This window comes from Streptomyces sp. LUP30, assembly GCF_001746365.1.
In the GTDB taxonomy this organism is placed as follows: Bacteria; Actinomycetota; Actinomycetes; order Streptomycetales; family Streptomycetaceae; genus Streptomyces.
The window spans coordinates 42321-64540 of sequence record NZ_MJAJ01000020.1; the positions used below are offsets into that span (position 1 = coordinate 42321).

Sequence of the window (22220 nt, forward strand, 5' to 3'; positions counted from 1 at the left end):
ACTTCGCCCCCGTCCGGGGGCGGGGCCGGCCGGGGCTCAGCGGTTCCGCGGGGCACGGCGGCGGGTCGGCGGTCGGCGCGGCGGTCGGCGGCCGGCGGTCGGCGGTCGGCGGCCGGCGGCCGGCGGTCGGCGGTCGGCGGTCGGCGGTCGGCAACGCTGCCGGGTCCGGGGCTCAGCGGTTCTGCGGGGCGCGGGACGACTCGCGGTGGGCCACCCTCCGGCGGCTGCGGAGCTGGGAACGGCGCGAGGAGTGCGGAGCGGGCGGGTGCGCGGGCACGCCGGGCTTGTGCTCGGCGGGGGTCCAGTCGGGTTTGCCCATGACCATCAGCGGGTCGAACATCACGACGACCCCGGCGAGGCAGAGGAAGGCGAGGGGGCCGATCAGCATCGGCGCGAGGAGGGCGGCCGGCGAGTCGCCCGCGGTCGGCGTCTCGGTGGTGTGCAGGTGGACGCTCAGGGCGGTCATGCCGGTGTAGTGCATGCCGGTGACGGCCAGTCCCATGACGAGGCTGGCGCCCACGCTCCACAGAAAGCCCCTGACCTGGCCCGCGGCCCACAGGGCGGCGGTGGCGGCGACCATCGCTATGACGACGGAGGCGCTCACGGTGAACGTGTCGTATTCGAAGTCGCCGTTGAAGCGCATCCCCGCCATGCCCAGGTAGTGCATCGAGGCGATGCCCAGACCGGTGATCGTGCCTCCTGTGAAGAGCGCGGTCCCCGTCGCGCCCTTGTAGCCGACGATGAAGATCCCGACGCCCACCATGAGGATGGCGACGCCCAGGCTGGCATACGTCGTCGGTTTGTCGTAGTGGATCGGGGCGCCTTCGACCGTGAAGCCGATCATCGCGATGAAGTGCATGGTCCAGATGCCGGAGCCGATGGCCGCCGAGCCGAGAGCGAGCCATCCCGGGCGCCAGGAATGGGCGACGAGCATGGCTCTGGTGGTGCAGCGCAGACCGAGAGCACCGCCGAGGCAGGCCATGAGGTAGGCCACCACCGGTGTGACGAGTCCGTAGCTGAAACCGTCGACCGTGCCTTGCATGCGCGGTTGCCCTTCGCCCTGATGCTGGATCTTCGAATACGCGCCCGCCCGCGACCGCCGAGCGCGGTCAAGGCCGAGAGAGAAGTATGACTCCCACCGGAATGGTCGAACGATTTTCCGGCAAAGAAACACGGCCTTGCCGCACATGTGCGGCACTGGTGAGGGGCCTCGGACGTCCCCCTGCCTCCTGTGGTCGTTCTGCGCTCCTCCGCCGTCGACTCTCTGCTGTCACAGTGGGGCTGTAGGTGATCGCTCGACGCGAGGAGTAGGCATGCACGCGCGCGTAGTCGCCGCCACGGCCGCCGCGGTCCTGGGCTGCGTCGCCCTTCTGTCACCCGTTCGCGACGCCAGGGCGGGCACAGCCGTGCGGCCCGCGGTGATCGCCCACCGGGGCGCGTCCGCCTACGCCCCGGAGAACACCCTGGACGCCGTCGACAAGGCCGCCTCCCTGGGTGCCCTCTGGGTGGAGAACGACGTCCAGCGCACCGAGGACGGCGAGCTCGTGGTGATCCACGACGACACTCTCCGCCGCACGACCGACGCCGAGGACGTCTTTCCCGGCCGCGCTCCGTGGAAGGTGAAGGACTTCACCGGGGCCGAGATCGCGCGGCTCGACGCGGGCAGCTGGTTCGGCGCCGCCTACAGGGGCGCGCGCGTGCCGACGCTCGAGGCGTACCTCGACCGGGTCGAGCACCACCATCAGAAGCTGCTCCTGGAGGTCAAGAACCCGGAGCTGTATCCGGGCATCGAGCAGCAGATCCTCAAGGCACTGGGCAACGAGGGCTGGCTGGACCGACGGCATCTCGCCAACCGGCTCATCGTGCAGAGCTTCAGCGCCGCGAGCCTGCGCACCGTGCACCGGCTGAAGCCGGGGGTGCGGACGGGGCTGCTCGGCACGCCGCCCGTGCGGGACCTGCGTCAGTACGCCGGGTATGCCGATCTGATCAACCCCTCGCACACCGCTCTGTCCCCGGCCTACGTCGACGCCGTGCACGCGCTGAGCGGACCGCACGGCACGCCCATGAGGGTCTTCGCCTGGACCGTCGACGACGCCGCGACCGCCCGGACCGTCGCCGGTTACGGCGTGGACGGCGTCATCACCGACAAGGCGGACGTGGTGCGGCGCGCCCTGTACCGGTACTAGCCGGGCGCCGACGTCCCGGGGCGTTGTCGGTGGCTGGTCGTACGGTGGGCACATGGACAGCCATGGGCAGCACGAGCAGCAGGTGGTGTGGACCGTCGTCGGCACCGACATCGGTCCGCTGTTGCTGGCCGCGACCGGCGAGGGCCTGCTCACCGTCGTGTTCCACGCCACCGACGCGGTGCGCGACAGGGCGCTCGGCCGGCTGGCGGGCCGCATGGGCGCGGAGCCCGTCGAGGCGCCCGGCTCCCCCCTGCTGGCCGAGGCGATACGGCAGTTCGAGGCGTACTTCGCCGGCGAGCGGCGCGCTTTCGAGCTGCCGTTGGACTGGTCCCTGGTCTCGGGGATCTCGGGCTTCAACGGGCAGGTGCTGCGCGAGCTCGCCTCCGGCGTTCCCTACGGTGCCGTCGTCGGCTACGGCGATCTGGCCAGGCGGGTGGGGCAGCCGGGCGCGGCGCAGGCGGTGGGGGTGGCGATGGGCTCCAATCCCCTGCCGGTCGTCGTGCCCTGCCACCGGGTGGTCGAGAGCAACGGCGGCATCGGCGGGTTCGGCGGAGGTCTGGAGACCAAGCGGAAGCTGCTCGCGCTGGAGGGCGTCCTGCCCGAGCCGCTGTTCTGAGCGGGGCGCTCGGGGGACGGTTCCTCGCCCGTGCGGTCCGTCATGCGCGGCAGGGCGGTGTCGTCCCCCACAGGCCGCCGGGGTTTGACCGGTCGCGCCGCTCGCCAGAGATGAGGGAAAGACCGACAGACAGGAGGCGGGCGCGTGGTGCTGGTGGTGTCGGAAGAGGTGCGGGACGCGGTCGACGCGCGTCGACCCGTGGTGGCCCTGGAGTCCACGATCATCTCGCACGGGCTGCCCCGCCCGCGCAACCTGCAGGTGGCGCTGGAGCTGGAGGCGGTCGTCCGCGCGGAGGGCGCCGTGCCCGCGACGATCGCGGTGCTGGACGGGCGGCCCCATGTGGGTCTGGACAAGGGGCAGTTGGAGCGGGTGGCCAACGAGGACGGCTTCCGCAAGCTGGGCCATCGGGACCTGCCGCTCGCGGTGGCCTCCGGGGCGAGCGGGGCGACCACGGTGTCGGCGACGGCCCTGCTGGCGGCGCTGGCGGGGGTACGGGTGTTCGCGACGGGCGGGCTCGGCGGGGTGCACCGGGAGTGGACGCTCACCCAGGACGAGTCGGCCGACCTCGGGCTGCTGGCGAGCACCCGGATCACGGTCGTGTGCGCGGGCGTCAAATCGATCCTGGACGTGCCGGCGACCCTGCAGCGGCTCGAGACCCTGGGCGTCGCCGTCGCCGGGTACGGCACCGACCGCTTCCCCGGGTTCTATCTCTCCGACTCGGGCCACCCCGTCGACTGGACACTGGAGACCCCGCGGCAGGCGGCCGAGGTGATGCGGGCTCAGGACGCGCTCGGGGTGCCGGAGTCGGCGCTGATCGTCGCGAACCCGGTGCCGGAGGACGAGCAGCTGGATCCCGAGCTGCACGCGCGTGTGCTCGCCGACGCGCTGCACGCGTGCGCCGAGGCGGGCGTGACCGGCCAGGGCGTCACACCGTTCCTGCTCGACTATCTGGTCAGGCACACCGACGGCGCGTCCCTGAGCGCCAACCTCGCGGCGGTGCGCGGCAATGTGCGGCTGGCGGCACGGATCGCGACGGCGTGGACCGAGGCATGACCGGCCGGCCGGGCGAAGCGGCCGGGGCGGAGGGGGCCGGCGTCCCGGGCGAAGCGGCCGGGGCGGACGGGGCGGACCGCGGTGACGGCGGCTCGGTCCGGGACCCGGGTGAGGGCGGGGAAAGCGGACCGGAGGGCTGCCGGGGACAGTCCCGGGGAAGGGGCACGGGCACGCGGTCCCTCACGAGGGCGGCTTCCGCGTCGGGGGTGGGAGGCGGCGGGGCGCTGCTGGTCGTCGGGGACGTCGTGACGGACGTCGTCGCGCGGCATCGGGGGCCGCTGGCCCCGGGCACGGACACGACCTCCGTGATCCGCACGCTGCCGGGGGGCGCGGGCGCCAACGTGGCGTGCTGGTCGGCGTATCGGGGGTGCCCGGACGTACGGCTGCTCGGGCGGGTGGGCGCGGAGTCGGCGGCCTGGCACGAGCAGGAGCTGATCGCCTGCGGGGTGCGGCCCCGCCTCGTCGTCGACCCGCACGCGGCCACCGGCACGGTGATCTGTCTGGTCGACACGGACGCCGCCGCCGAGCGGACGTTCCTCACCGACAGCGGCGCCTCCTTGAGGCTCGACCCCGAGGACTGGTCGGACGCCCTTCTCGACGGGGTGGGCCGACTGCATCTGTCGGGCTATCTGCTGTTCTCGCAGACCGGGCGGGCGCTGGTGCGCACGGCGGTGGCGTCGGCACGCGCGCGCGGGACGCCGGTGAGCCTCGATCCCGCGTCGGCGGGCTTCCTCAGGGAACTGGGCGTCGACCGCTTCCTGACCTTCGTCGAGGAAGTGGACGTCCTGCTGCCCAGCCGCGACGAGGCCACTCTGCTGACGGGGCTGTCCGATCCGCTGGACGCCGCGGCCGAGCTGAGCCGCCGCATCCCACTGGTGGTGGCCAAGCAAGGCGCGGACGGCGCGCTCGTGGCCCGGGACGGCGCCGTCCTCGCCCGCGTTCCCGCAGTCGCGGCGACCCCGAAGGACACGACGGGCGCGGGCGACGCATTCACCGGAGCGTTCCTCGCCGCGCTGCTCACGGGCGCCGACGCGGTGGCGGCCGCTGCGGAGGGCTGCCGGACCGGGGCCATGGCAGTGGAACGCGTCGGCGGCAGACCGCCCGCCCCGGGTGACGCCCCGGAGCCGACGACGACCCGGACGACCCACCGGCCCTGACACGAGCGGCAACCGAAGCGGCACCTCCCGACCGGCCGCCCGAGCGGCAGCCGGCCTCGCGCGCCGCGCAACGGCGAACGCACACCGCGAACGGCCGCCGGGCCGCCGGGCCGCCGAAAGCTATTCCTTTCGGCCCCAAGCCGAGATCATCGGTGCGGTCGCGAGGTCCATGCTGCCGGAGGCGACGTTCGCCAGGTGCTGATCGATCTCCTCGTCGGTCGCGAGCCCTGCCTTGACGAGCTCGTCGCGGATCTGGCGGACCGTCGCGGACTCCAGGGCGGTGCAGGCCGGGGAGGTGAGGGGGAAGCAGGCGTCGGCCTCGACCCGGACCAGCCCGGCCTCGCGGAGCAGACGCGGCAGCTTGCGGCCGTAGGAGAGGTCGGCGCCCCGGCCGGCGAGGAGCTGACGGAAGCCGTGTCGCAGACGGTTCGCCAACTGCTGTTCGGGGCCGTGCTCGTCGGGGCAGAGCAGGGGCTGCAGGGCGGGGTCGGCGTCCTCGATCAGGAGCCGTCCACCGGGGCGAAGAGCACTGACCATCGACCGCAACGCGCGTTCCCGGTCGGGCACATGGACCAGGACGAGCCGGGCGTGCACCAGGTCGAGCCCCTCCATCGGCGGCTCGTCGAGCCCGAGGTCATGGACGCGGACCTCCACCGGCGGGCGGGCGACGGGCCGCAGGCGGGAGGTATCGATGTCCGTCGCGAGGACCTTGCCCGTCGGACCGACCTTCTTCGCCAGCCAGGACACCACGGAGGCGCCGCCGGCGCCCGCCTCCCAGCAGCGCCAGCCGGGGCCGATCCCGAGCCCGTCGAGATGGCGGAACGTCGTCGGATCGAACAGGGCGGCGAAGGCGTCGAAGCGTTCCCCCGCCTCCGGCTGCCGGTTGTCGAGGAGGTATCCGTCGGATCGCGTCATGCGGCGATCATCCCAGTCGTCCGGCGTGCTGAACGTGGTCGACGCGGCCGGGCGCCCGACCCCGGAAGGCCCGCAGCCGCTCTCGGGAAGTGTCGGAAATGCCGTCGCCCGAAGGGTCCGACGGGTGCGAGGTCCCGTCGGGCGAAGGGTCCGAATCGTCCGAAGTCCCGTTGTCCACAGGCGGGAACAAAACGGAACCTTCCCTTTCCACAGGCTTACGCGCGAGATACCCGGGCCTGGCAGACTGGCGCGCCAGGGCGCAGGAATGCGGCACGAGGAGATTCACGCAAGGAGACCGGGATGACCATGGCGGGGAATCTGCGGAAGGTCGCCGACTTCGGAAAGGTCGGCGGCCTGCGCAGGGTGGCGCGGTTGGCCCGACGGCATCCGCGGGTCGACCTGAGTCACCATGCCCGCTCCCCATTGGGGTCGTCCGTGGTGAACTGCGTGACGTACCGGGACGGCGTCCGTGCTCCGCGCGGCGGGAATCTGGTCGACACCGTGGAGCGGGTCCGCAAGAGCGGCCACGGTTTCGTCTGGCTCGGCCTGCACGAGCCGACCAACGACGAGTTCGCGGGCATCGCCGAACTCTTCGACCTGCACCCGCTGGCGGTCGAGGACGCCGTCGAGGCCCATCAGCGGCCGAAGGTCGAGCGCTACGGCGAGACGTTGTTCGCGGTGTTCAAGACGGTCTGCTACGTCGAGCACGAGGAGCTCACCGCGACGAGCGAGGTCGTCGACACCGGGGAGATCATGGTGTTCGTCGGCCAGGATTTCGTCATCACGGTGCGCCACGGACGGCACGGTTCGCTGGGGCCGCTGCGCGAGGCGCTGGAGTCCGACACAGGCCAGTTGACGAAGGGCCCGTCGGCGGTGCTGCACGCCATCGCGGACCATGTGGTCGACGACTACCTCAACGTCATCGACGCGGTGCAGGCGGACATCGACCAGGTCGAGACGGATGTGTTCGCGGAGAACGGCGCGCGGGCGGACCCCGGGCGCATCTACCAGCTCAAGCGTGAACTCCTGGAGCTGAAGCGGGCGGTGGTGCCGCTCGGCCGGCCGCTGCTGGACCTGGCGGACCGGCCGGTCCGGGTGGTCGATCCGGAGATACAGGCCTATTTCCGGGACGTCTCCGACCACCTGCTGCGGGCCACGGAGCAGATCGCCGCCTTCGACGAACTGCTGAACTCGATCCTGCAGGCGCACCTGGCGCAGGTCACGGTGGCGCAGAACGAGGACATGCGCAAGATCACGGCTTGGGCGGCGGAGATCGCGGTGCCGACGATGGTCTGCGGGGTGTACGGCATGAACTTCGACCACATGCCGGAACTGCACTGGAGGTTCGGCTACCCGCTGGTCGTCGGCGTGATATCCGTCGCCTGCTGGGTCCTGCACCGCGGCTTCCGGCGCAACGGCTGGCTCTGAGCGGCCCTCGCGCCGCCGCTCCGCAGCCCCCGCTCCTTCCGCTCGACGCTCGACGCCCGGCTCTCGGTCTGCGGTCCTCAGGCGGAGAAGCCCACGATCTTCTGCGGGACGACGCGGATGATCACGCGGACCTCGTCGCCCCTTTCCGCGGGCGGATCGATGCCGAGGTACTTGTGCGACAGCTCGTGCGGGAGCCGCTTGTCGGGGTCCGGCAGGATCTCGGCGACGCCACGGATCTCGACCGAGTCGTAAGGGTTGGCGAGGTCGAAGACGGAGAGGCTGACGCGGGTGTCACGACGGAGGTTGCGCACCTTCTGACGGCCGTCCGTCGAGGAGAAGACCACGGTGTCGCCCTCGCGTTTGATCCAGACCACCGAGTTCTGCGGGGCTCCGCCGGGGCCGAGGGTGGCGACGGCGGCGAAGTTCTTGCCGTCGAGCAGGGCGCGAACGGGCCCGGTGAAGGAGACGGGCGCTGCGGAGTCCGCGGGGACCACGGACGCAGCGGGGAGGGAAGTGCCTTCGGAGATCGACATGACACCACCCTAGTTACATGCGTATGCATTTAAAAGCGGTGGGATGGGGCGGGAATCAGCCACTCCAGGCCGGATGGCGCGGGTCGTCCGCACGCACGAGGACGTCGGCCGTCGCCGCCGGATCGGTCTCCTGGTCGTAGCGCTCGAAGGCGGGCAGGGTCCAGTGGTCGGTTTCTGCGGTGCGCCGGCGCAGGGCGGCCGGAGAGAGCAGCACGTGGACGCTCAGGTCGAGGGGGAACCAGTGGCGCAGCAGGAACGGGCCGTGCAGCAACAGGAAGCCGCCCGGCGGCAGGGGGACATAGGAGCTGCGGGTGGCGCGGTCGGTGACGGGATCGCGGAGATCGGGCAGGATGCGTCCGGCGCCGCCCGCGTCGAGGGGATTGAAGACCTCGCGCCACAGCGCGCCGGTGTCGAACCAGCCGTCGTAATAGGCCTCGACGTCTTGCCGTCCGTACTCCAGGCGGAGGGAGGCGGGGCGCAGAAAGCCGTGCGTGTCCACCACCTGGGAGGGACGGCCGCGGGTGCGCAGGGCCTCGGCGACGCGCGACGCGAGATCTCCGGGGCGGGCCGCCGGGGCGCCGTCGAAGGCGACGCGCGGCCAGGGGCTCCCGTCGTCCGGCTTCAGGTCGAGCAGCCGCTCGGCGAGGAGGTCGCCGAGCCGTTCCCAAGTGATCGCTTCGAGTCGCACACGGCCCATGATGCGTCAGGCGCCGGTCGGCATGCGTCACGGTCGAAGGCCACGAAGGTCGGAGGCCATCGGGGTCGGAGGCCACTGGGGTCGGAGGCCATGGGGGTCGGCGCCCATGCGCCGGTGGTGTACGGCGGACAGGCATGCGGGGCGATCGGGCGGGCCGCGGTCGGTGGCCGGTTGCCTCCACGGCCACCAGAGGGAATGAAGCCGGTATGGCATCCGTAGCCCGCACCGTCTCCGCACCGCACAGCCGGTTCGTCGTCGTCCAACCGCTACGGCGGAAGCTGTGCGCAGGGTGTCGTCGCGGGCCACTGGCGATGCTGATCCTGGAGGACGCCGCGCCCCGCTGCCTCGACTGCGCGGATCTCGGTCACCTGGTGTTCCTGCCGCGCGGCGACACGGCGCTGACCCGCAGAGCGCGTGAGGAGAGCGGGCTGTCGGCGGTGGTGGTCCGGTTCAACCGGCGCAAGGGGCGTTACGAGCGGCAGGGCGTCCTCGTCGAGGAGGCTGCGCTCACGCGGGCGGAGGAGCGTTGCCTTGCGGACGCCGAGGCACGACGGCGGCGCCGGGTCCGGGACGCCCGACGGCGGGCCGCACAGGACAAGCGGTTCGCGGAGGCGTTCGCTGCGGAAATCCTGCGGTTGTTTCCCGGTTGTCCGCAGGACCGGGCGCACGGGATCGCCGGGCACGCCTCGCTCCGGGGCAGCGGTCGGGTCGGACGCAGCGCCGCCGGCCGGGCGCTGACCGAGGGAGCCGTCGTCTCGGCGGTCGTGGCGTCCGTACGTCATCTCGACACGCCGTACGACCGTCTGCTGATGAGCGGGCTGCCGCGGTACGAGGCACGCCGGCAGATCGCGGCCGGCGTGGAGGCGCGGTTACGGACGTGGCGAGAGGCGTCACCGCCGCACATGGAACCGCCGCACACGGAACCGACACGCACGGAACCGACACGCGTCGACGGGGACGAGGGTCGCGCGGCCGGGGCGGCGTCCTGTTGAGGACGCGCAGGCGGCCCGGCGGATGCGTGCCGGCGCGCGTTTCGGCCATGGTCACCGATCACGGACAGGATTTCACTTGAGGTGACGGAGCGTACCGGGCAAGATCTCCGCTCGACGAGTGGGAGTTGACGTTGTCATGATCGATGGACCGTACCCGGTGCTCGCGATGCTGGGCGCGCTGGCGACGGGGTTGATGGCCGGGGTCTTCTGCGCCTTCTCGGTCCTGGTGATGCGCGGGCTGGCCGCGCTGCCGGCCGCGCAGGGCGTGGCGGCGATGAACGCGATCAACTCCTCGGCGATGGCACCGGCCTTCATGGTCCTCTTCCTGGGCGTGGCCGTCCTGTGCGCGGTGATCGCCGTCGTGACGTTCGTGCTGTGGCCGGACCACGGGACGGTGCACCTGCTGCTGGGCAGCGCGCTGTATCTGTGCGGCGCGTTCGGGGTGACCGTGATGGCGAACGTGCCGCGCAACGAGGCACTGGCGCGGCCGGCGCCGGGCGCCCCGGAGGCCGTCGTCTACTGGCCGACCTATCTGCGCGAGTGGACGAGGTGGAACCATGTGCGGGCTTTCGCCTCCGCGGTCGCGGCACTCGTCTACGCCCTCGCCCTGATCTGATCGGGTCGGATCGGATCAGATCGGATCCATCCCGGCGGAAAGCGCTGTCCTCCCACTCTGCGTAGGCGGGCGACGGCACGTATCGTGGCCGGAAGAGTGCCGCCCGATGACGCTCGGCCTGTCGTACGCGTACGCGAGGAACACGCCCATGGCCGATCCCAAGGGATTCATGACCACACCGCGCCAGGACTGGCCCCGCCGGCCGGTCGAGGAGCGGGTCCGGGACTGGGACGAGGTGTACGTCCCCGGGGCGCTGCTGCCCTTGATCAGCAAGCAGGCCGACCGCTGCATGGACTGCGGGGTTCCGTTCTGCCACGAGGCCTGTCCGCTCGGCAATCTGATTCCCGAGTGGAACGACCTGGTCTCGCGGGAGGACTGGCGGGCGGCGAGCGACCGGCTGCACGCGACGAACAACTTCCCCGAGTTCACCGGGAGGTTGTGTCCGGCGCCGTGCGAGGCCGGGTGCGTGCTCGCCATCAACCAGCCGGCCGTCACCATCAAGAACGTCGAGGCGGCCATAGCCGACCGGGCCTGGGCCGACGGGCTGACGCCGCCACGGCCGCCGGACCGGCTGTCGGGGAAGACGGTCGCGGTGATCGGCTCCGGGCCCACGGGGCTGGCCGCGGCCCAGCAGTTGACCCGGGCCGGGCACACGGTCGCCGTCTACGAGAAGGACGACCGGATCGGCGGTCTGATGCGGTACGGCATCCCCGAGTTCAAGATGGAGAAGCGCCATCTGGAGCGGCGGATCGAGCAGATGCGGGCGGAGGGCACGAAGTTCCGCACGTCGACCACCGTCGGGCGGGACGTCATGGCCGGGGATCTGCGGACGCGCTACGACGCCGTCGTCATCGCCACCGGGGCGACCGAGTGGCGGGAACTGCACGTTCCCGGACGTGAGTTGACCGGGATCCAGCAGGCGATGGAGTACCTGCCGCTGGCCAACCGGGTGTGCGAGGGCGACCTGGAGGCGTCTCCGATGTCCGCCGCGGGCAAGCATGTCGTCATCGTCGGCGGCGGTGACACGGGGGCCGACTGTCTGGGCACGGCGGTGCGCGAGGGCGCCGCGTCCGTCACGCAGCTGGACATCTACGCACAGCCCGGAACGGAGCGCGACGAGGACGCCGACCCCTGGCCGACGTTTCCGAAGATCTACCGGCTCTCGGCGGCGCACGAGGAGGCGCGCGACCTGGAGTCCGCGCCGGCGGCGGACGCGGACGCGCGGTTGTTCGCGGCGTCCACGCTCCGCTTCACCGGCGACACGACCGGGCATGTGCGGTCGCTGCACCTCGTCGAGGTGGACGCGCGACGACGGCCGGTGGAGGGCACCGCTCGGGCGCTTCCCGCGGACCTCGTCCTGCTCGCCCTCGGCTTCTCGGGCCCCGACCGCGAGGACGGGCTCGTCGAGCAGCTAGGGCTGGCGCTGGAGCCACGGGGCACGATCGCGCGGGGCGGCGACTTCGAGACGAACGTGCCCGGTGTGTTCGCCGCGGGGGACGCGGCGCGCGGACAGTCGCTGATCGTGTGGGCGATCGCGGAGGGACGGGCGGTGGCGGCCGCCGTCGACCGCCATCTGACCGGGAGTTCACGGCTGCCGACGCCGATCGGGCCGTACGACCGGCCGATGAGCGTTTAGCCCCCGCCGGCCCTGTCGGACCGTCCGCGGCGCGCCCGGCCGCGCCGGATCGAACGGCTCGGGCCGTCTCCGCGCGACCGGCCCGGCCCGGACACCCGACCCGAACACCCGGCCCGGACACCCGGCCCGACCTGCGCACCCGGCCCTCGGACCCGGGAGACCGCCTGTAGGGTGCGTTTCCATGGGGGATTCGTGGGTCGATTCCGCGGAGCGGATCGGCGCCGACCTGCACCTGGAGCCGGCCGGTCCGGGCGGGCGGCGCGCGGCCCTGATCCGGGCGCTGCGTGAGGCGGTGCGCAGCGGGCGGCTCGCGCCGGGGACCCGGCTGCCGCCGTACCGTTCGCTCGCCGCCGACCTGGGCGTGGCCCGTAACACGGTGGCCGACGCGTACGCGGAGCTGGTCGCCGAGGGCTGGCTGACCGCCCGGCAGGGGTCCGGCACCCGGGTCGCCGACCGCGCCGCTCCCCTGCGCCACGCCGAGCGCCCGCCCGTCAGGGAGCCCGCACGCGCGCGTGGCCCCCGGCACGACCTGATGCAGGGAACCCCCGACGCGTCGTCGTTCCCGCGCGCGGCCTGGCTGGCCTCCTACCGGCGGGCCCTGCAGCAGGCGCCCAACGAGGTGTTCGGCCCCGGCGATCCCGCTGGTCGGCGGGAGCTCCGCGAGGCCCTGACGGAGTACCTCGCCCGCGCGCGAGGGGTGCGCACCGAACCCGGACGCATCGTGATCTGCTCCGGGTTCGCCCATGCGCTGCGTCTGCTGTTCGCCCCGGGCGGCGCGGTGCTGCGCGGCCCGCTGGCCGTGGAGGCGTACGGGTTGGGATTCCATCGCGAACTGCTGGCGGCCGCGGGCGTGCGCACGAACGCGCTGCCGCTGGACGAGGACGGGGCGCGCGTCGACCGCCTGGGGCGCGAGCGGGCCGTCCTCCTCACCCCCGCTCACCAGTTCCCGACCGGCGGCCCCCTGCACGCGAGCCGCCGGGCGGCCGTCGTGGACTGGGCACGCGCGCGGGGCGGGGTGCTCGTCGAGGACGACTACGACGGGGAGTTCCGTTACGACCGCAGGCCTGTCGGGGCCGTCCAGGGGCTCGATCCGGAGCGGGTGATCTACATCGGCTCGGTGAGCAAGAGCCTGTCCCCCGCGGTGCGCCTGGGCTGGATGGTGCTGCCCGGGCGGTACGTCGACGGCGTCCTGGCCGCCAAGGGCGAGCGGGAGGCCTGGGCGAGCGTCCTGGACCAGCTGAGCCTGGCCGATCTCCTCTCATCGGGGGCGTACGACCGTCATGTGCGGCGCATGCGACAGCGCTACCGGGCGCGCCGGGACCGGCTGGTCGAGGCACTCGCCGCCCGGGCGCCACACGTCGAGGTCACCGGCGTCGCGGCCGGTCTGCACGCGGTGCTGCGGCTGCCGACCGGCACCGAGCGATCCGTGCTCGGTGCGGCCGCCGAGCAGGGCGTCGCGCTGGACGGCCTGGCCGCCTTCCGGCATCCGGGGACGGACATGGCGGCGCAGGACGGCCTCGTCGTGGGGTACGCGACGCCGTCGGAGCACGCCTACGGCGCGGCGCTGGACGCCCTGTGCCGGGCCCTCTCACCCCCTGCGCGCCCCGCTCCCGCCTCCCGGTGAGGCGCCCCGCCCGGCCCTCCCCCGCGGCTTTGAGCGTGGGGGGCGGCCCCTCGCTCGTCGAGCGGGCGGCTGTCCCTGCCCGCGAGGTGTCGGTCGTCCATCCGTGTCAGGTAGGGCTTGCTCGTGTCGATCTCGACGGCGCCGGCCGGGTCGTGCCCGGTCATGAGGCGCTCCGTAACCATGTGACGCGATGAGTGATCAAGTCAGTGCCAAATCAAGGAATGCAGCGGAAGCAGCGCGTGGTGAACGCGAACGGAACACGAAGGTCAGCAGTAAAAGAAGGTCAGCAGTGAAAAAGGGGCCGGACTCCAGCGGGCCGGACAGGTCGTTCAGGAGAGCAGGAAGTCCGCCTCCCCCGCCTTGGCCCCCTGGATGAAGGCCGTCATCTCGTCGGAGGTGTAGATCAGGGCGGGGCCGTCGGGGTCGGTGGACTGGCGGACGGCGATCCGGCCGTCGGCGAGCTTCATGGCCTCCAGGCAGTTGCCTCCGTTGCCGCCGCTCCACGGCTTGTGCCAGCCCTCGCTGCCCAGGTCCCGGGCGGGCATGCCGTTGTAGATCCGCTGAGCGCGGACCCGCGGCCTGGACTGGGTCTTGATGCGGTCCATTCACAACTCCTTGCGGAGATCCCGGAGGATCTCCTTCGTGCGATGTGCTGTAGCGGCCTGCGCCGCCATTCGGTCCATGACCTCGAGGTGGGTCGCCACCTCGGTGCGGGCGTCGAGGTAGACGGCGCCGGTCAGGTACTCGCTGTAGACCATGTCCGGAAGCTCCGGCATGGCGAATCGGAACAGCACGAAGGGCCCGTACGTGCCCGGATGCGGCCCGTTGGCGAACGGGGCGATCTGCAGCGTGACGTTGGGCAGCTTCGCGGCCTCGAGCAGCTTGTCGATCTGCGCGCGCATCACCTCCGGGGCGCCGACCGGGCGGCGCAGCGCTGTCTCGTCCATCACGACCCACAGCCTGGGCGCGTCCTCGCGGGTGAGCAGGCCCTGGCGCTGTATGCGCAGGTCGACCAGGCGCTCGATGTCCTCCGGCCGGGTCTGGCCGATGGCGCCGGATGTGAGCACGCCACGCGCGTAGTCCTCGGTCTGCAGCAGGCCCGGGACGAAGTGGGGCTCGTACTGACGGATGAGGGCGGCGGCGCCTTCGAGGCTGACGTGCATGGAGAACCAGCCGGGCAGCACGTCGTGGAACCGCTGCCACCAGCCGGGCCTGTTCGCCTCCTCCGCGAGCTGGACGAATCCGTCGGCCTCCTCGTCGGTGATCCCGTAGGCCTTCAGCAGCAGCTGGAGGTAGGGGATCTTGAGGCTGACCTCGGCCATCTCCATGCGGCGGACCGTGGCGGGTGCGACACGCAGGATGCGGGCGGCTTCCTCGCGCTTGAGGCCGGCGCGTTCCCGCAGGTCCAGCAGACGCCGACCGAGGACGACCTGTCCGACCGTCGGCGCGGACCGCGGTTCGCTCACGCTCCACCTCCACGAAGAGCCCGGCCGGCCGCGCGCGGGGGCCTCACGAGCCCCGATCCGGCCGGTCACGAAAAGAATCCCGACAGCCCTACGGCGCCCGCCGGGGAGCGATCGGACGATCCGTACGAATGTGTACGGATCTCCGTTGATCCCGACTGGCGCCGTTCAACGTGCTGTTGCGAGCAGTGTGCCACGGCGCTTCACCGCGTCACACAGCACTCTGCAATTTTCAGAGTGACACTTGCCAAGTGTTCATGGCGGGGCGATAGTGGCAAGCGTGATTCCGTCCGCGCCCTTAGGAACAGACGCCGCCGCAGGCCGCCCCCAGGGTCTCGGTGCCAGCGCGGGAGCAGGCCCTGACCAGGCCGCTGCCGAGCGCCGGTTCCGATTCGAACTGGCCGCCCATCCGGGTTCCCCCGCCCAGGCCAGACGCCTGACGAGGGCCCGGCTGACCGGCTGGTCGGTGTGCGAGGACACCTGTGACACCGCCGCCCTGGTCGTCTCCGAGCTGGTCACCAACGCGATCGTGCACACCGCGAGCGACGTCGTCGTCTGCGAGCTGCACGACGGCGACGACCTGGTCCGCATAGCCGTGCGGGACCAGGGCTGCTCGCCGGACGAGCCCCACCCCTCGCCGCAGCGTCCCGAGGAGGAGCACGGAAGAGGGCTGCTGCTCGTCGAGGCGCTCTGTCACGCCTGGGGCGCCCAGGAGCACGGGCTCGGCCTGCTGGTCTGGGCCGACCTGCCCCGCAAGGCCGACGCCCCGCGCGATCCCGCCGAACCCTGCAACGACCTCGGCCTCGACCTCGACCCCGCCGTCGAGAGGCACCTCGCCGGCCACGGCGAACTCCTCGACACCCTGGACGAGTTCCCCGACGGCCCGGTCGCGTCGTACGGCGACTGCGACCAGCCTCGCAACGACCTCGGCTGGGGCGCTCGCCCCAAGCCCGGCCCCGCCGACGGCTCGGAAGACGAGGACGACCGCCCCGAGCAGCGGCGCCCGCGTGTCGGCGAGGCCGCCGTGCCCCGACCTCTCACCGCCACGGCCTCGGCGCCCGCGGACGGGCCGCTCCCGCGCGTCGCGCCGCAGTGGCACCGCGCAGCCGACCACGTTCGACACGAAGGCCGGGACGGATGGGCTCCCGGTCACCCCGCCCGCGCCCTGCCTCTCGGGTACGGCCGCGAGCGGGGGCGGACATGACCACCGTGCCCGGCCGGGCACCCCTTCTCACCCTGAACACGCTCGTACGCCTGAAGCGCGAGCTGGGCGGCGACGTCGTCGCCGAGCCGCCGCGCCGGCTCGCCGTGCCCGAGGGCATGACGGCCCCCCTGGGTTGCGACGCCGTCCTGGTCCCCGCCCGCCTCGGCCGGCTGCTCGTGCCGCGGCTGCCGCGCATGGGATGCGTCTACGCCGACCGCACGCACTGGTGGTGGCTGGTCCCGGCCGACTCCGACTACGCCCTGGAATGGCCCGCGCCCGCGCAGTACGTCACCGGCGCGATCCTCCCGGGCGCCTCGCGCGCCCCCGAGCTGTTCCACCGGCCGGACGGCACCCTCCCGTACACCCCGCCGATCCCCCTCTATCTGACCCTGTGCCGCCTCACCGGGGCGACGCCCACCTGGTCGCGGCCGATCAGCGCCTGATTCGCGCGCCTCCCAGGGTGATCGGCAGCGCGGCCCGGCGCACGCCCGCGCGTCCCGCCTCCCTCTTCCTGCGCCCTGCCCTCACCGGGCTCGTCCCGCGATAGTGGCCGTCGTCCGGCTATCGCGATCGGGGAGGCCGACGGTGGGGCAGGCACGGCAGCAGGGGCAGGCGGACGAGACAGGGCAGACGGACACACCACGGCCGGCGGGACAGACGCAGACGCCGCGGCCCGAGGGACAGACGGACATGCCACGGCAGGCGGGGAAGGCGCGCAAGCCGGGCGACGGCGACGAGCGTGACGTGTCCGAGTCGGAGCAACTGCTGTTCGGCGGCCCGCTGCGCTACGACATGGGCTGGAACCAGCACACGGACGCGTTCCTGGAGCTGAACCTCCGCGCCATGGTGACCCGGCTGCCCTCCCTGCTCACCGCCAGCCTCCGCCTGGCCCGGCAGGCCGACCCGGGGGCCGCCCGGATCGTCCTGTCCGCCGAGATCGCCCGGGGCGCGACGCAGGCGGTCGGCCTGCTCGCGATGAACACCGTGCTGGGCCGGCTCATCAGCGGCGGCCCGATCGACGAGCGGCTGCGCGGCGCCGTCCCCGCCCTGGCCGCGATGGCCGCCGTGCTCCTGGCCGGGACGCTGCTGCGGGCCGCGTCGACGTATGCCACCGGCCGGCTGGAGCCCAAGGTGGAGCGGGTGGCGACCGAGCTGTACCTGGAGCGGGCGGCCGCCGTGGAACTCGCCGCGATCGAGGACCACGCCTTCCACAAGCTGCTGGACACCGCGCAGTACGGAGCCCGGTCCAGCCGCTACATGATCAGCCATGGCACGCGCGTGGTGAACGCGATGATCTCGCTGGCCGCGTCGGCGGGCGTGCTCACCGTGCTGCACCCGCTGCTGCTCCCCCTGCTGGTGACGATGACCCTGCCGAGCGCCTGGAGCGCCCTGACGAACGCCCGGCGCCGCTACGAGTCCTTCCACACCTGGGTGCAGCACGCGCGCGCGGGGCACCTGATCGCCGGCCTGCTCACCGAGCCCGCGGCCGCGCCCGAGATCCGGGTGCACGGGGTCGGACCGTTCCTGCTGCGTCACTTCCGCGCGATGTCGGAGACCGCGGAGGCGGAGCAGGCCCGGCTGGCCCGGCTCGCCGCCCGCACCGGCCTGATCGCGGCGACCTGGACGGGACTGGCGACGCTGGCGACGTACGCCACGCTCGGTGGGCTGCTGCTCACCGGAACCATGGCGCTGGCGGTGGCGGGCACGGCCGTGATCGCGATCCGCGGCGGCTCGGCGAGCCTGAACACCCTCGTCCTGGAGGTCAACCAGCTGCACGAGGAGGCGCTGTTCGTGGGTGATCTGCAACGGCTCTACGTGGAGGCGGCCGAACGCGCGATCCCGGTCGGCGGGGCGGCCCTGCCCGAGGACCCGCGCCACATCCGCTTCGAGCACGTCACCTTCGGCTACCCGGGTGAGTCGGCACGGCCCGCCCTCGACGACGTCACGCTCTCCCTGCCCCTGGGCCGCATCATCGCGCTGGTCGGCGAGAACGGCTCTGGCAAGACGACCCTGGTGAAGCTGCTGGCCGGGCTGTACAAGCCGGACCGGGGGCGCATCCTGTGGGACGACGTCGACGCGGCGGGCGCGGACCGGCACGCGTTGGCCGAGCGCATCGCGATGGTGGCGCAGGACTTCAAGCGGTGGCCGTTCACGGCCCGGGTCAACGTGGCCGTGGGCCGTTCCGCCGCGCCGCTCACCGAGGAGCGGATGGCCTCCTCGATCGCCGAGGCGGGCGCCGAGGAGGTGGTCGCGGACCTGCCGCGCGGCCTGGACACCCTGCTGGCGCGGCATTTCAGCGGCGGCCACGAGCTCTCCGGCGGCCAGTGGCAGCGCCTCGGCATCGCCAGGGCGGCGTACCGGCGCGGGCGCATCCTCATCGTGGACGAGCCGACGGCGGCCCTGGACGCCCGGGCCGAGCTGGAGGTGTTCGAGAAGATCCGGGCGCTGGCCGACGGCGGTCAGACGGTCGTCCTGATCACCCACCGGCTGGCGTCGGTCCGGCACGCGGACCTGGTGCACGTCCTGGACCAGGGCCGGCTGGTGGAGTCCGGAACCCCGCAGGAGCTGCTGGCGGGCGGTGGCGTCTACGCCGAGCTGTACGCGCTGCAGGCCGAGCAGTTCACGGCGCAGGCGCCCGCCCCCTCACAGGCGGGCTGACCGCTCACCGCGGGGCGTCGCCGCCCCGCACGACCACCAGGAACGTGTCCGTGGCGAGGTCCATGACGACCTCCGCGGGCAGCCCCTCCAAGCGCCGGGCATGCGCGAACTCCTCCGCCGGCCACGAGCCGCGCGGCCCGCCCGCGGGAAAGCGTTCGAGCACCGTTCGCCCGTTCACCATCTGGCCACCTACCTCCGATAAGCATGGTGCTTGTAGGAGTTAACGCTCTTGGGAGGTGGAACGCCTCGGCCAGTTGCGGGACTGAGACGTAGTTGACACGGGTTCACCGCTGAGCGTGAGAATCCCGTCACCTTACGAACACCCCGGACACTCTTCGTGTCAGTAGTCGTACTCGTCGTGATATCGGACCGGCATGCCGGATGCGGCCCCCAGCGCCGTCAGATCCAGCAGGCCGACGGTCGAGCCGAGCCGCCCGAGACCCCCTTCAGGCACTCCGCCCGTCGCGGACGCCTGCCGCCCGACGCTTGCCTCCCGTCCGCCATACGTCTCGTATCCGTTGTTCGTCCCATGGTTCTCGTATGTCGAGTATGTATGGAATACGCGGTCGCCCTCGCGGAGGAAGCAGCTGATCCCGGCCCTCTCGACGAGCGTTCCGTCCCGCTCCAGCGTCGCCTCGAAGTCGTCGTTGAAGTCGTCCTCGTACGAGGAGTACCAGGGCAGCGCCCAGCCCATCCGCGCCTTGAACGGCAGGATTCTGGTGAACGGAGCGCGGGAGACCACGGCGAACGACGTGTCGCGCGCGTGCAGGTGCGCGAGATGGCCGACCTGGTCGAGGAAGGCCGCGCAGTCCCGGCAGCCGGCCTCCCACTCGGGCGCGAACATGAAGTGATGGACGACGAGTTGCCGCCGGCCGCGGAACAGGTCGAGGAGCCCGGCCCTGCCGTCGCCGCCCTCGAAGACGTGCGCCTCCTCGACCTCCACCATGGGCAACGCCCGCCGCTCGGCGTTCACGGCGTCCCGGGCGCGTGCCATCGCGTCCTCCTTGTCCTGCAGCTTCCCGCGCGCGATGCGCCACTCCTCGCGCGAGACGATCTGCGGAAGCTCCGGATACGCCATGGCTGCCCCTTCTGCGCAACGGTCCGTCGCGGGGGGAGACTTGCGGGCGGCGCGGAACTCATCGCCGCCCCGGAACGCATTTCGGACGACGCGGCCGCATGCGGCGGATGCGGTGCGGTCGGTCGGTCGGTCGGTGCGGTGCGTGCGGTGCGTGCGGTGCGTGCGGCGGGCCGGCCCGGCGTCATCCGGCCGGAGCCGGCCGCGGGTCGGGTGGGGGCAGTCCCACTTTTCTCCGGCCCTCGGCGAGTTCGTCGAGGAGTTCGGCGAGCCGCTCCCGGTGCCGGTCGGTGAGCCGCCCGGTGTCGTCGAGGTGGACGGCGCAGGCGGTGGTCGTGTCGACGAGCCGTTCGAGAGCGGCGGCGACCTCGTCGGTGCCCTCCGTGTGCCGGGCCAGGGCGGGCAGTTCGTGGGCGGCGAGTGCGCTGGCGGTGCGGGCCTCGGCGAGCGTGCGATAGGCCTCTCGGCGCAGGGTCCACCGGGTGACCCGGTCGTCGGAGCTGTTGACGCCGTCGGAGCCGTCGGAGCCGTCGGAGCCGTCGAGGACGTGTACGAGGTAGGCGTGCGCGGCGTCGGCGGCCGCGGCGAGTCGGGCGCGCACCTGCCCGCCCCGCTGCCCCGGCATCGGCAGATGTCCGACGATCAGGACGATCGCGCAGGCCAGCAGGGTTTCGGCGATCCGCGCGGCGGAGGCCTGGGGCTCCCCGCCGACCATCACCAAGGACAGCACCAGCACGGTGGCGACGGCGGTCTGCGCGGCGAAGTGCCGGGTCGACGCGGGGATGAGCGCCCCGCACAACGCCACCAGCGCCACCAGGCCCTCGGGCCGGGGCAGCACGGCTGCGCATCCGGCGAACACCAGCGCCCCGAGCACGGTCCCCGCGGCCCGGCACAGCACGCGCGACACCAGCGGCCCGAGGTCGGGCTTGACCAGGAAGACGGCGGTGGCGGGCAGCCAGTACCAGTGGGTGTGCCGGCCGTACCACTGGGAGTGGTACAGGGCCTGCGCGACAGCGGCGCTGGCCCCGAAGGAGAGCGCGACCCGTAGCCCGTACTCGCGTCCGCCCGGCCCGAAGGCGGCGCGCAGCAGGTCGCGTGCGCTGCGTCGGCGGGTGTGCAGGTCGCCTCCGTCGCCCTGGTCGAAGGCGTCGGCGGCGCGCAGCAGGGCGTCGTCGAGGGCGCGCAGGGCGGGCCCGGACCGCGACGGCGCGGGCAGCGGCCCGGGATGTGTGTTCTCGCGCACGGCGGCGGCGAGCCGTCGGGGGCCGACGGAGGACCGTTCGCAAAGCGGCTCCCCGGCCCAGGCGAGCGCGGTCGCCGCCTCGGCGAGCGGCAGCGCGGCGGCGTACTGGGCGTGCAGCCTCCGCTCGGCCGAGGAACTGGCGTAGCGCCGCAGCCGGGGCCCGGCCAGGGCGTCCTGGGCGTGGTCGAGGGCGGCGGTGAGGGCGGCACGGCGGGCGATCGCGTCCTCGGCGCCGGCCGCGTCGAGGAGTTCCGCGACGGCGTCGTACACGCGTGCCACCGCGTCCCGTTCCCCGTCGAACCGGAAGTCCCCGGTCATCCCACCGGGCGTGGGCAGGGCCAGCCGCAGCGCGAGCAGCCAGCCCGCCCCGGCGAGGAACGCCAGGGCGCGGATCCAGCCCGACCCGGGGACCGGCATCCCCGCGCCGATCGCCGCGCCCACCAGCAACTGCGTGCCCGCCCCGGAGGCGACCGGTCCGACCGCGCTCATCTTGCCGGCGAGGAGCCCCAGACCGGTGAGGACGGCGGTCAGCGCGACGGCTCCGACCCGGTCCCCCGCATACACCCCGACCAGCAGGCCTGCCGCTCCGGCGAGCGCGGGGACGCCGAGCCGCTTGACGGAGACGCGCCGGCTGCCGGGCCGGTCGTTGATCCCGGCCAGCATGGCGGCGACGGCGGCGACCACCCCGAGCGAGGTGCGGTCGACGAGCACGGCGACCAGCAGCAGGGGCCCCGCCGCCAGCGCCCCGCGGGTGACCGCGCTCCAGGGCACGGGCCCGCGCTGGGCGCGCAGGGCGTGCGCGAGCCAGGGCGGCAGAACGGAGCGTGCGCGAGCGGGAAGGTGCGGGCGCGGGGACACGGAGCTCCTGTCGTGACGAGGGCGGGGTGCGCCTTCGGGCGACGGTGGCCGGGGCGGTCAGCTGTGGGCTGGGTGTCCACGGTAGGCGGTGGGCCCGACCGGAACGGACCGGTTGCGTTGCGGCGAGGTGACGAGTGCGCCGAAACCCGCGTTCTTTATGAACGCAACCCCGCAAAAGGGAGCGGGACCGGGAGCGTAGCCTGCCCCCGGCCCCTGAAGAGCCACCCATGTCGCACACCGGCGCACTTGAGGACCCAGGTCAGTCG

Annotated in this window: 20 protein-coding genes and 1 pseudogene; 12 read left to right on the plus strand and 9 right to left on the minus strand. The window is 73.0% G+C overall.

Translation table 11 applies throughout. The annotated features are described in order from the left end of the window. Window positions 1-172: 172 nt before the first annotated feature. Window positions 173-1042, minus strand: a complete 870-nt coding sequence (locus BG482_RS18395) for an MHYT domain-containing protein (RefSeq protein WP_069770151.1) — start codon at window positions 1040-1042, stop codon at window positions 173-175. A 271-nt stretch (window positions 1043-1313) separates the two neighbouring features. Here BG482_RS18395 and BG482_RS18400 point away from each other — a divergent pair, with 271 nt between their 5' ends. The 4 genes from BG482_RS18400 (at window position 1314) to BG482_RS18415 (ending at window position 5012) form a co-directional block, all read left to right on the plus strand. Next, complete coding sequence (locus BG482_RS18400) at window positions 1314-2186, plus strand: glycerophosphodiester phosphodiesterase family protein (RefSeq protein WP_069770152.1); 873 nt, start codon at window positions 1314-1316, stop codon at window positions 2184-2186. A gap of 52 nt (window positions 2187-2238) precedes the next feature. After that, window positions 2239-2802, plus strand: coding sequence for a methylated-DNA--[protein]-cysteine S-methyltransferase (locus tag BG482_RS18405; protein ID WP_069770153.1), 564 nt, complete (start codon window positions 2239-2241; stop codon window positions 2800-2802). 147 nt (window positions 2803-2949) lie between these two features. Beyond that, the gene (locus BG482_RS18410) at window positions 2950-3855 is read left to right on the plus strand and encodes a pseudouridine-5'-phosphate glycosidase (RefSeq protein ID WP_176741417.1); all 906 of its coding nucleotides are present in this window, start codon (window positions 2950-2952) and stop codon (window positions 3853-3855) included. Window positions 3856-4061: 206 nt separating this feature from the next. Then, complete coding sequence (locus BG482_RS18415; RefSeq protein ID WP_069770222.1) at window positions 4062-5012, plus strand: sugar kinase; 951 nt, start codon at window positions 4062-4064, stop codon at window positions 5010-5012. A gap of 120 nt (window positions 5013-5132) precedes the next feature. On the opposite strand, the gene BG482_RS18420 is transcribed toward BG482_RS18415, so the two are convergent. Further along, a complete protein-coding gene (locus BG482_RS18420) occupies window positions 5133-5927 on the minus strand; it encodes a class I SAM-dependent methyltransferase (RefSeq protein ID WP_069770155.1) in 795 nt (264 codons plus the stop codon). Between the two features lie 300 nt (window positions 5928-6227). Between BG482_RS18420 and BG482_RS18425 the strand changes: the two genes are divergently transcribed. Further along, the gene (locus BG482_RS18425) at window positions 6228-7355 is read left to right on the plus strand and encodes a magnesium and cobalt transport protein CorA (RefSeq protein WP_069770156.1); all 1128 of its coding nucleotides are present in this window, start codon (window positions 6228-6230) and stop codon (window positions 7353-7355) included. A gap of 77 nt (window positions 7356-7432) precedes the next feature. On the opposite strand, the gene BG482_RS18430 is transcribed toward BG482_RS18425, so the two are convergent. Both BG482_RS18430 and BG482_RS18435 read right to left on the minus strand, forming a co-directional pair. After that, window positions 7433-7888, minus strand: a complete 456-nt coding sequence (locus BG482_RS18430; protein WP_079141891.1) for a PPOX class F420-dependent oxidoreductase — start codon at window positions 7886-7888, stop codon at window positions 7433-7435. Between the two features lie 55 nt (window positions 7889-7943). Then, complete coding sequence (locus tag BG482_RS18435) at window positions 7944-8585, minus strand: uridine kinase (protein WP_176741414.1); 642 nt, start codon at window positions 8583-8585, stop codon at window positions 7944-7946. A 206-nt stretch (window positions 8586-8791) separates the two neighbouring features. Between BG482_RS18435 and BG482_RS18440 the strand changes: the two genes are divergently transcribed. The 4 genes from BG482_RS18440 to BG482_RS18455 all read left to right on the plus strand — a co-directional run bounded on the left by BG482_RS18440 (window position 8792) and on the right by BG482_RS18455 (window position 13453). Next, on the plus strand, window positions 8792-9577 hold the full coding sequence (locus BG482_RS18440) for a DUF2293 domain-containing protein (RefSeq protein ID WP_079141893.1): 786 nt from the start codon (window positions 8792-8794) through the stop codon (window positions 9575-9577). A 136-nt stretch (window positions 9578-9713) separates the two neighbouring features. Next, window positions 9714-10193 carry a DUF1772 domain-containing protein gene (locus tag BG482_RS18445; protein ID WP_069770157.1) on the plus strand — a complete coding sequence of 160 codons (480 nt, stop codon included), beginning with the start codon at window positions 9714-9716 and terminating at the stop codon, window positions 10191-10193. Window positions 10194-10341: 148 nt separating this feature from the next. Next, window positions 10342-11829 (plus strand): glutamate synthase subunit beta, encoded by a 1488-nt coding sequence (locus BG482_RS18450; RefSeq protein WP_069770225.1) that lies wholly within the window; start codon window positions 10342-10344, stop codon window positions 11827-11829. Between the two features lie 181 nt (window positions 11830-12010). Beyond that, a complete protein-coding gene (locus tag BG482_RS18455; protein WP_069770158.1) occupies window positions 12011-13453 on the plus strand; it encodes a PLP-dependent aminotransferase family protein in 1443 nt (480 codons plus the stop codon). Window positions 13454-13782: 329 nt separating this feature from the next. Here the strand turns inward: BG482_RS18455 and BG482_RS18460 are convergent, their stop codons facing one another. Next, window positions 13783-14058, minus strand: coding sequence for a DUF397 domain-containing protein (locus BG482_RS18460; RefSeq protein ID WP_069770159.1), 276 nt, complete (start codon window positions 14056-14058; stop codon window positions 13783-13785). Then, complete coding sequence (locus tag BG482_RS18465; RefSeq protein WP_069770160.1) at window positions 14059-14919, minus strand: helix-turn-helix transcriptional regulator; 861 nt, start codon at window positions 14917-14919, stop codon at window positions 14059-14061. A gap of 268 nt (window positions 14920-15187) precedes the next feature. Here BG482_RS18465 and BG482_RS45255 point away from each other — a divergent pair. From BG482_RS45255 to BG482_RS18480, 3 genes and pseudogenes are all read left to right on the plus strand, one after another. Beyond that, a pseudogene (locus BG482_RS45255) lies at window positions 15188-15706 on the plus strand (ATP-binding protein); the annotation flags it as partial. A gap of 410 nt (window positions 15707-16116) precedes the next feature. Then, window positions 16117-16563 (plus strand): hypothetical protein, encoded by a 447-nt coding sequence (locus BG482_RS18475; protein WP_069770161.1) that lies wholly within the window; start codon window positions 16117-16119, stop codon window positions 16561-16563. A 247-nt stretch (window positions 16564-16810) separates the two neighbouring features. Beyond that, window positions 16811-18778 (plus strand): ABC transporter ATP-binding protein, encoded by a 1968-nt coding sequence (locus tag BG482_RS18480; RefSeq protein ID WP_069770162.1) that lies wholly within the window; start codon window positions 16811-16813, stop codon window positions 18776-18778. A 4-nt stretch (window positions 18779-18782) separates the two neighbouring features. Here the strand turns inward: BG482_RS18480 and BG482_RS44020 are convergent, their stop codons facing one another. The 3 genes from BG482_RS44020 to BG482_RS18490 form a co-directional block, all read right to left on the minus strand. Next, a complete protein-coding gene (locus tag BG482_RS44020) occupies window positions 18783-18959 on the minus strand; it encodes a hypothetical protein (protein ID WP_176741415.1) in 177 nt (58 codons plus the stop codon). Window positions 18960-19118: 159 nt separating this feature from the next. Then, window positions 19119-19856: a DUF899 domain-containing protein gene (locus BG482_RS18485; RefSeq protein WP_069770163.1), complete on the minus strand. Its 738-nt coding sequence runs from the start codon at window positions 19854-19856 to the stop codon at window positions 19119-19121. Window positions 19857-20037: 181 nt separating this feature from the next. Next, window positions 20038-21954, minus strand: coding sequence for an FUSC family protein (locus BG482_RS18490; protein ID WP_069770164.1), 1917 nt, complete (start codon window positions 21952-21954; stop codon window positions 20038-20040). Between the last annotated feature and the right edge of the window lie 266 nt (window positions 21955-22220).

Excerpts from the sequence above, each read along its gene's own strand:
- BG482_RS18395 (WP_069770151.1), bottom strand. The coding sequence starts at position 1,042 with ATGCAAGGCACGGTCGACGGTTTCAGCTACGGACTCGTCACACCGGTG.
- BG482_RS18400 (WP_069770152.1), top strand. The coding sequence starts at position 1,314 with ATGCACGCGCGCGTAGTCGCCGCCACGGCCGCCGCGGTCCTGGGCTGC.
- BG482_RS18405 (WP_069770153.1), top strand. The coding sequence starts at position 2,239 with ATGGACAGCCATGGGCAGCACGAGCAGCAGGTGGTGTGGACCGTCGTC.
- BG482_RS18420 (WP_069770155.1), bottom strand. The coding sequence starts at position 5,927 with ATGACGCGATCCGACGGATACCTCCTCGACAACCGGCAGCCGGAGGCG.
- BG482_RS18425 (WP_069770156.1), top strand. The coding sequence starts at position 6,228 with ATGACCATGGCGGGGAATCTGCGGAAGGTCGCCGACTTCGGAAAGGTC.
- BG482_RS18430 (WP_079141891.1), bottom strand. The coding sequence starts at position 7,888 with ATGTCGATCTCCGAAGGCACTTCCCTCCCCGCTGCGTCCGTGGTCCCC.
- BG482_RS18435 (WP_176741414.1), bottom strand. The coding sequence starts at position 8,585 with ATGGGCCGTGTGCGACTCGAAGCGATCACTTGGGAACGGCTCGGCGAC.
- BG482_RS18440 (WP_079141893.1), top strand. The coding sequence starts at position 8,792 with ATGGCATCCGTAGCCCGCACCGTCTCCGCACCGCACAGCCGGTTCGTC.
- BG482_RS18445 (WP_069770157.1), top strand. The coding sequence starts at position 9,714 with ATGATCGATGGACCGTACCCGGTGCTCGCGATGCTGGGCGCGCTGGCG.
- BG482_RS18450 (WP_069770225.1), top strand. The coding sequence starts at position 10,342 with ATGGCCGATCCCAAGGGATTCATGACCACACCGCGCCAGGACTGGCCC.
- BG482_RS18455 (WP_069770158.1), top strand. The coding sequence starts at position 12,011 with ATGGGGGATTCGTGGGTCGATTCCGCGGAGCGGATCGGCGCCGACCTG.
- BG482_RS18460 (WP_069770159.1), bottom strand. The coding sequence starts at position 14,058 with ATGGACCGCATCAAGACCCAGTCCAGGCCGCGGGTCCGCGCTCAGCGG.
- BG482_RS18475 (WP_069770161.1), top strand. The coding sequence starts at position 16,117 with ATGACCACCGTGCCCGGCCGGGCACCCCTTCTCACCCTGAACACGCTC.
- BG482_RS18480 (WP_069770162.1), top strand. The coding sequence starts at position 16,811 with ATGCCACGGCAGGCGGGGAAGGCGCGCAAGCCGGGCGACGGCGACGAG.
- BG482_RS44020 (WP_176741415.1), bottom strand. The coding sequence starts at position 18,959 with ATGGTGAACGGGCGAACGGTGCTCGAACGCTTTCCCGCGGGCGGGCCG.
- BG482_RS18485 (WP_069770163.1), bottom strand. The coding sequence starts at position 19,856 with ATGGCGTATCCGGAGCTTCCGCAGATCGTCTCGCGCGAGGAGTGGCGC.